Below are 7,166 nucleotides of genomic sequence, written 5' to 3' on the forward strand. Positions count from 1 at the left end.
CTGTACGCTATATACTTGATTCTCATGTACAAAATCTCTTATATGCAAATCAAATAAGCAAAGTAGCAAAAGAGCTCTTTGATCTAAGTGCAGAAACTCTCAAGATAGATAAAAAATACCGTTATGAACTCTCAATAGCCTCGAAGTTATGTATGAGCGGAAATAGTATTCATTTTTATTCTAGCAACAAACATAGTTACGAACTTATACAAGATGCCTTAGAGTTTGGGTTTACTCATGAGCAGATTACTCTTATAGCTACACTTGCAAGATTTTCAAAAAGAAAACTTCCTTCTTCTTCGCATATTGAGAGACTTGGCTCTCTTTTACCTGATGAAGGACAATTGAATGCTCTTAGCTACCTTCTATCATTAAGTGTCGCACTTCTAAGCCATATGCCAAGAAATATAGATTTTAAACTAAGTTTTAAAGACAATACTATAGAAGTTGAGTCAAAAAATAGCTTGTATTTAGCAAGAGAGAGTGTGGAGAAGTTAGAGCCACTAAAAAATAGCTCTTTGCAGGTAAAATTTTTATAAATCTTTTTTAAAAAATTCTATTTAATACAGAGATTCTTAGAATCTCTGTCCCATAGTAAATTCAAACACTGAAGTTTTATCACCCTCTTTATCGCCTATAGGTTTTGAGAACATCAACTGAATTGGTCCAACTGGAGAGAACCACTCAAGACCTGCTCCAAAACCGCCTCTTGAGAGATCTTCAACAAGATAATCACCATTACTCTTCTCAGTTGTTCCGATGTATCCCCAGTCAAGATAGGTAACAAGGCGCATCTTTGCTTTTGGAACAAGAGGAAAACTTAGCTCAAAACTGTTTGTAGCACTATACTCTCCTCCGTATCTTCTTATACCATCAGATGCGTTGGGATCTATTTTTGTAGTTGGTGATAGTGAGTAAGACTCATATCCTCTAACGCTTCCTATACCACCCATATAAAACTTCTCGGCAATTGGTAAAAAGCCGTCATCTTTTACATAACTTATCTTAGCTTTATATCTTGAAATAAGGTCAAAGCCAACATACTCTTCAAGGCCTTTATAAGCACCAAAAGTTGTTCTTGTTTTCATAAATTTTGCTTCACCGCCAACACCTGCCTGCTCAACACTTTGTGAGAGCATAACACCTTTTCTAGGAAGGTAAAAGTCATCTGTATCATCGTACTTTGCACTAACTACAACAGAACTTTTTGTATAGTCTTGAAACATATAATCATTAAGGTAAGTTAAGTTTGCATCTTCTTCAATATCATACTTATTTTTAGAGTAGTTATAGCCCAAATGACCACTAATATATCTTGTAAATCTATACCCCAAACCAGTAGTTAATCCATCAGACATAACAGTATAGTCTTCATACTCAAAGCTAGATGTATAAAGCGAGAAGTTACCGCTAAAGTCACTATCATTTAATCTTGGGTTTGAGATAGAAAAAGAGTAGTTAGATGAGAGTGAAGAGCGCTCAGCCTTTACTCCAACATCAATTCCAGAACCCCAAACGTTTCTATCATCAACAGCGACACTAACTAAAAGTCCGCCGTAGCTTCCATAACCACCACCCAACTGAATATTTCCAGTAGGAGCCTCTTTTACTTTAACAACCAAATCCATAGTTTTGTTATCAACTCTTTTTTCTTCAATAGTATTTCCATCAAAAAAGCCCAAACGTCCAAGTGCATTTCTTGAGTCTGAGAGGTCTGTTAGAGAGTACATATCTCCAGGTCCTAGATATAGCTCTCTTCTTATGATTCTATCAAGTGTTCTGCTGTTTCCTGAGATAACAACATTTCTAATCTTTACTTTATCTCCAGGAGAGACTTTAAATACAACTTCTACTTCTCTTTTGTCTTTATCTTTTTTCAAGTCTGGCACAACTTGAACAAATGCATAACTAAGGTCGGCTATAAGTGTTTTAATTTTTTGAGAGTCATTACGAAAAGTCTCTATGTTAAATACTTCGCCAACTTTTAAATTTAATAGTTCTTCTATCTTAGCGTTATCTATAACTTCTTTATCTTGCTCAATAGTAATTGCACTAATCGAGTAAACTTCACCCTCTTTTATCTGATAACTCATATCTGCTTTGTAGTTATCAAAGTTTACTCTTACAAATGGTTCTTTGATTTCTGCATCTAAATAACCATGCTGCATATAATAATCACGGATACGAAGTGGGTCGTAAGCTAAATCAGCTACTTTCATCTTTCCGTCATTTCTACCCCAGAACCAGCCCATAAACTGTCTCTCTTTGTTAGCAATCATGCTATCAAACTCTTCACTATCTAGTCCTTCAACTCCACTATACAGCAACTCATCTATGATAATCTCTTCACCCTCGTTTACTAAGAAAGTTACTTTATAGCTTCCATTATCTAAAAGCTCTTTGGAAATCTCTACAACACTGTCTATCTTTGCTTCTTGATTGATTGCTTCAATGATTCTTTTCTTTGCAGCTTCTATCTTCTTCTCATCATAAAGTGCACCAGTTTTAATCTGGATTACACTATCAATGATGTCAGAATCATTCTCTTTCCAACCTTTTAACTCAATCTTTGAGATAAGTGGTTTCTCTTTAAAGTGAAAGGTGAGTGTTCCATCTTTATCAAAATCAACCCAAATATCTTCAAAATATCCCTGTTTATGGTAAGCCTTAATCGACTCATCAATCATATTACTATTGATGTCATCACCAACTTCAAACTTTAACATTCTTAGTGCTACTGTTTCTGATATCTGAACCATACCGTCATATTTAATTGTTTTGATTGTTTGTGCGAAAGAGTTTATCGCGAAGAGTGTTAGAACTATTGCTAAGAATATTCTCATTGATTTTCCAAATTATAAAATAAGAGAAGATTCTACCTTTTATGAGGTTAATGTTAAGTAAATCTTGTATAATTTGGCAAATAAAAAAGAAGAAATAGTATGAATATAGCAATAGTAGGCTTAGGACTTATGGGTGGATCACTCGCTAAGAGCCTAAAAAACATAGACTTTATAGAGAGTATTGTGGGGAGTGATCACAATATAAATCATCAGAAAGAGGCATTAGAGCTTGGTCTTGTTGATAAAATAGTAGATTTTGATGAAGTTAAAAATTATGATGTTATTTTTTTAGCGATACCTGTTGATGGAGTTATAGCAGCGCTTAAAAATCTCTCTGGGGTAAGTGCAGATACAACTATCATTGATTTAGGAAGTACAAAAGCAAAGATTATAGACTCGATATCTCAAGATATAAGAGCAAACTTTGTAGCAGCGCATCCGATGACTGGAACGGAAAACTTTGGTCCAAAAGCAGCAATTGACAACTTATATAATGGACAAGTTGTAGTTTTATGTGATATAGAAAACAGCGGTGACGCTCAGGCAAACAGAGCAAAAAAGATATTTAAGGCTCTTGGTATGAGCATGCACTTTATGCCAGCACATCAGCATGACCGTCATGCGGCTTTTATATCTCATATGCCTCATGCTATCTCATACTCCCTTGCAAATACTGTTATGAATCAAGAGAACAAACGCAATATTTTAGCCCTTGCAGCGGGTGGATTTCGCTCTATGAGTCGTCTTGCTAAGAGTTCTGCAAATATGTGGGAAGATATTTTTAGACAAAACAAAACAAATCTGCTCGAAGCTATAGAGCTTTTTGAGCATGAGTTAAGTATTTTAAAAGAACATATAAAAAATGATGAGTGGGATGAAGTTCATAAAAACATAGAGTCTGGAAACAGACTTCATGATATTTTAGACTAGTCTATCTTCAACCGCTTAAGAAGTTCTCTTAGAGCTTTTTTATCTATCTCTACACTTTTATCTGTGTAGATATTTTGTTCTAACGCCTCAATCATCTCTTTTACCTCTTCATCCTCTTTATACGGAAGCAGTTTTGCCAGAAGAGTTCTTGGCTCTTTTATAGAACTTTTTTTAACTCGTTTAAATTTTAAAAATGGTTTTAAGAGCATCAAGATTACACCTAAGAAAACTCCTGCAAAAAAAGCCATAAACAGATAAACTTTATCATAAGCATCGCCATAAATCACTTCAGGATTTTTAGTGATTTGTTTCTCATCTGTTTTAATGATTAACTCCTCTTTAGGCTTTGCATTTATTATTTTTATATGTACCTCTTTTGTAGATATGCTCTTTATCTCTTTAGTTTTTATATCAAAGTATTTAATCTCAAATGGTGGTATTATAAAATCATTCTGCGCTACAAAAGCTATTTTTTGTGAGAGTTTAGCGCCTTCGATCGTAGCTTTTTCTTCAAAAACTCCAACTGCGTCTATATATGGTTTAAAGCTTTTTATATCTTCAAGATTTCCATCTCCACTAACCTCTACAACTGCATTTAAAGCTTCATTAGCATTTACTTCATCTTTTTCAAGTAAGAGATTGATTTTAAAATCTCCTACTAACGTAACTCCCTCTGGGAGTGGTTTTACGTTAAAAGAGAGCTCGTTTGAGAAATAATTTTTCCATTTAATAGTTGGCATAAAGCCACCCCAGCTATCAAGCTTGTTATCTCTTGAAGCTATTTGCATCTGAGCTCTTGAGATTTTTAACTCTCCTACTCTTTGAGGGAGCAGTGTATAAACTATTGTTGTAGTTGTATAGTTATCATCTTGCGTCTTTTGTGGTGTTGACTCACCTCTTATCCAAAAACCTTTTAGCTCTGGTGGTGTAAATTTACTATCAAGTGCAGGTGCGCCATTTCTTTGTTTAAATGCTAAGGTTAATTCAAGCGTTTCTCCAACATAAAGCTCCTCTTTGTTGCTACTAAGTGTAAGCATGAAGTTTGCATCTTTAGTCTGGCTTGGAGCTTTTACTTCTATATCTATCGCTTGGGAGTGTTCTACCTTGCCATCAATTTCTAATTCAATAGGCTCTATTTTACAGCTCATTTCAGGTGAAAACTTATAACTTAGTGTATAGCTCTTGCTCATCGCTCCATTAATAATCTGCATATTTGTTTGAGAAGAGGTAGATATAACATCGCTATTACAGAGCCTTGTGATATCTGGTTTTTTAATCTTCTGGCCTGAAATATCCAAAGAGTATGTAACAATATCTCCAAGCTCAACACTTTTTGTATCTACTCGAGCAGTCAGTGAGGCAAATAATTGGTACACAGTTATAAAAAATAGTAGCGCGATTTTTGTAATAGTTTTCAAATTATCTTCCTTAAAATAAGTTCTACCAAGGTTTTTCATCCTTAGATATTTTTTTCTCATCATCACTTAGTCTATAGAGATAACTGCTTGAGTTTTGCTTTAGATGGTTTATCCACTTTTTCTCTTCTGCATCACTCATTGTGTCCTCTTTTTTATCACTTGCTTGGGCACTTTTTTCTTGCTTAGTATCTTTTTTATCATCTTTACTCTCACTCGTTTTAGCCTCTTTTTCTTTTTGCTCTTTGGCCTTTTTATCATCTTCTTTTTGTTCTTTATCCGAAGCGTTCTCTTTGTTTGAAGACTCTTTATTATCTTTTTTTTCTTCTTTGTTTTGTTCGTTGTTTTTATCTTTTTGATCGTTGTTTTGTTTTTGTTTATCCTCTTTATCTTTATCGTCTTGTTTATTTTGCTCTTTATCTTGTTCTTTTTTCTGCTCTTGCTCTTTTAAAAACTTCTCAACTTCATCAAGATTTTCTTTTGTCTCTTTATCATCTTCTATCTTTAGAGACTCTTTATATGCTTCTACTGCCTTTTGTAAATCACCATCTTTTGCATAAGCATTTCCAAGGTTTGAGAGGTTTTTTGCTCTCTTTGATTCATCCTCAAAAGTAGCCTTCTTATAGGCCTCTATCGCCTCTTTATACTTTTTTTCTTTGTAGTATGCGTTAGCGCTGTTGTAGTAACTCTGAGGATTTTTACTCATCTTTGCATGCTCATCATAAAGTTTTGCAGACTCTTCATAGTTGCCACTCTCATAAGCCTCTTTCGCCTTTTTTAGGTCCATAAAATCCAACATACCTGCTCTGGCTTCTTGGGATGAAAAAAGAGCCAAGATAAGTAAAACACCTAAATGAGAGCTACCTCTTTTACCAATAGAGCTCATAGCGATAAGAAGCAGAAGAAGTGCGATAGAGAGTGGATAGTAAAAGAGCGGTTTGCTCTTTTGCACCTCTTGGCTTTTTAACTCTTTTTTCTCTCCCACTCGCCCTATCTCTTGAATCATTCTCTTTATATCTTCTTGTGAAGTAGTTGCTTCTATATACACTCCGCCAGTTTTTGTAGCGAGAGTTGCTATGTTTTCATTTAGTTTTGAGATGATTATCTCATCATTGTATTTTATAAAAGTTCCATCATCTCTTTTTATAGGAGCGCCTTGTTTTGTGGCTATACCTAAGATAAAGACTGTGATACCACTCTTTTTTGCCAAAGCAATCTCAGAAGAAAAATCACTCTTATCTCCACCATCACTTAGTATAAGAAGTACTTTTTTTGGATCATCTTTTTGTATCTTCTTCACTGCTTCAATTACTGATAAAAAGTCACTTCCCTGCTCTGTTATAGAGCTTGTATCTAACTGCTCTAGTAAGAAAGAAACAGAAGCTTTGTCAAAACTAAGAGGAGATACAAGATAGGAGTTTTTTGCAAATGCAACTACTCCTATACGCTCATCCTTAGCCTCTTGTAAAAGAGAGAGTGCTTTTCTCTTCGCTGCTTCTAGGCGGTTTGGATACACGTCCTCTGCTAACATCGAGTCTGAGATATCTAAAGCTATCATCACATCAACACTTTTTGCTTTTATCTCTACACTACCCTCTTTTATAACTGGCTGCGAGAGAGCTATGATTATAAAAACTCCTACAAGAAAAAAAAGCACATTTCTAGCCTTGAGTGTTAGAGTGTTTGCATTTACCCTTATTTTATCCATTATCTCTTGAGAAAAAAACTGCTCATGCGTCTCTTTTTGAGTAAGCAAAAGAGCAAATAGTATAAAGAGTGGTGGCAGCATGTAGTACAAAAACTCTGGATGTAAAAAACTCATGCATACCCTCTTTTGTTTCTTAGATAAACATAGAGCATCAAAGATATAAGTGCCACAAATAGAGGAAACTGATAGTAGTAGTTTGTGTTTGTATAACTCTCTCTTTTTATCTTTGACTTCTCAAGTTCATCAATCTTTTTATAAACTTCTTGAAGC

General features: G+C 34.6%; 4 protein-coding genes and 1 pseudogene. 2 read left to right on the forward strand and 3 right to left on the reverse strand.

Annotation, left to right across the window (positions count from 1 at the left end; genetic code table 11):
• Positions 1-539, forward strand: a pseudogene (locus tag PHI38_RS07970) (Ppx/GppA family phosphatase); the annotation flags it as partial.
• A 36-nt stretch (positions 540-575) separates the two neighbouring features.
• On the opposite strand, the gene bamA reads toward PHI38_RS07970, so the two are convergent.
• Complete coding sequence (gene bamA / locus PHI38_RS07975; RefSeq protein WP_299854783.1) at positions 576-2,843, reverse strand: outer membrane protein assembly factor BamA; 2,268 nt, start codon at positions 2,841-2,843, stop codon at positions 576-578.
• 99 nt (positions 2,844-2,942) lie between these two features.
• Between bamA and PHI38_RS07980 the strand changes: the two genes are divergently transcribed.
• Positions 2,943-3,773: a prephenate dehydrogenase gene (locus PHI38_RS07980; protein WP_299854787.1), complete on the forward strand. Its 831-nt coding sequence runs from the start codon at positions 2,943-2,945 to the stop codon at positions 3,771-3,773.
• Here the strand turns inward: PHI38_RS07980 and PHI38_RS07985 are convergent.
• Together PHI38_RS07985 and PHI38_RS07990 are read right to left on the reverse strand one after the other, a co-directional pair.
• Complete coding sequence (locus PHI38_RS07985) at positions 3,770-5,191, reverse strand: BatD family protein (RefSeq protein WP_299854790.1); 1,422 nt, start codon at positions 5,189-5,191, stop codon at positions 3,770-3,772. The genes PHI38_RS07980 and PHI38_RS07985 overlap by 4 nt on opposite strands.
• 22 nt (positions 5,192-5,213) lie before the next feature.
• The gene (locus PHI38_RS07990; RefSeq protein WP_299854792.1) at positions 5,214-7,010 is read right to left on the reverse strand and encodes a VWA domain-containing protein; all 1,797 of its coding nucleotides are present in this window, start codon (positions 7,008-7,010) and stop codon (positions 5,214-5,216) included.
• Between the last annotated feature and the right edge of the window lie 156 nt (positions 7,011-7,166).

This window comes from Sulfurimonas sp., from assembly GCF_028694895.1.
Lineage (GTDB): Bacteria > Campylobacterota > Campylobacteria > Campylobacterales > Sulfurimonadaceae > Sulfurimonas.

Excerpts from the sequence above, each read along its gene's own strand:
- PHI38_RS07990 (WP_299854792.1), bottom strand. The coding sequence starts at position 7,010 with ATGAGTTTTTTACATCCAGAGTTTTTGTACTACATGCTGCCACCACTC.
- bamA (WP_299854783.1), bottom strand. The coding sequence starts at position 2,843 with ATGAGAATATTCTTAGCAATAGTTCTAACACTCTTCGCGATAAACTCT.
- PHI38_RS07980 (WP_299854787.1), top strand. The coding sequence starts at position 2,943 with ATGAATATAGCAATAGTAGGCTTAGGACTTATGGGTGGATCACTCGCT.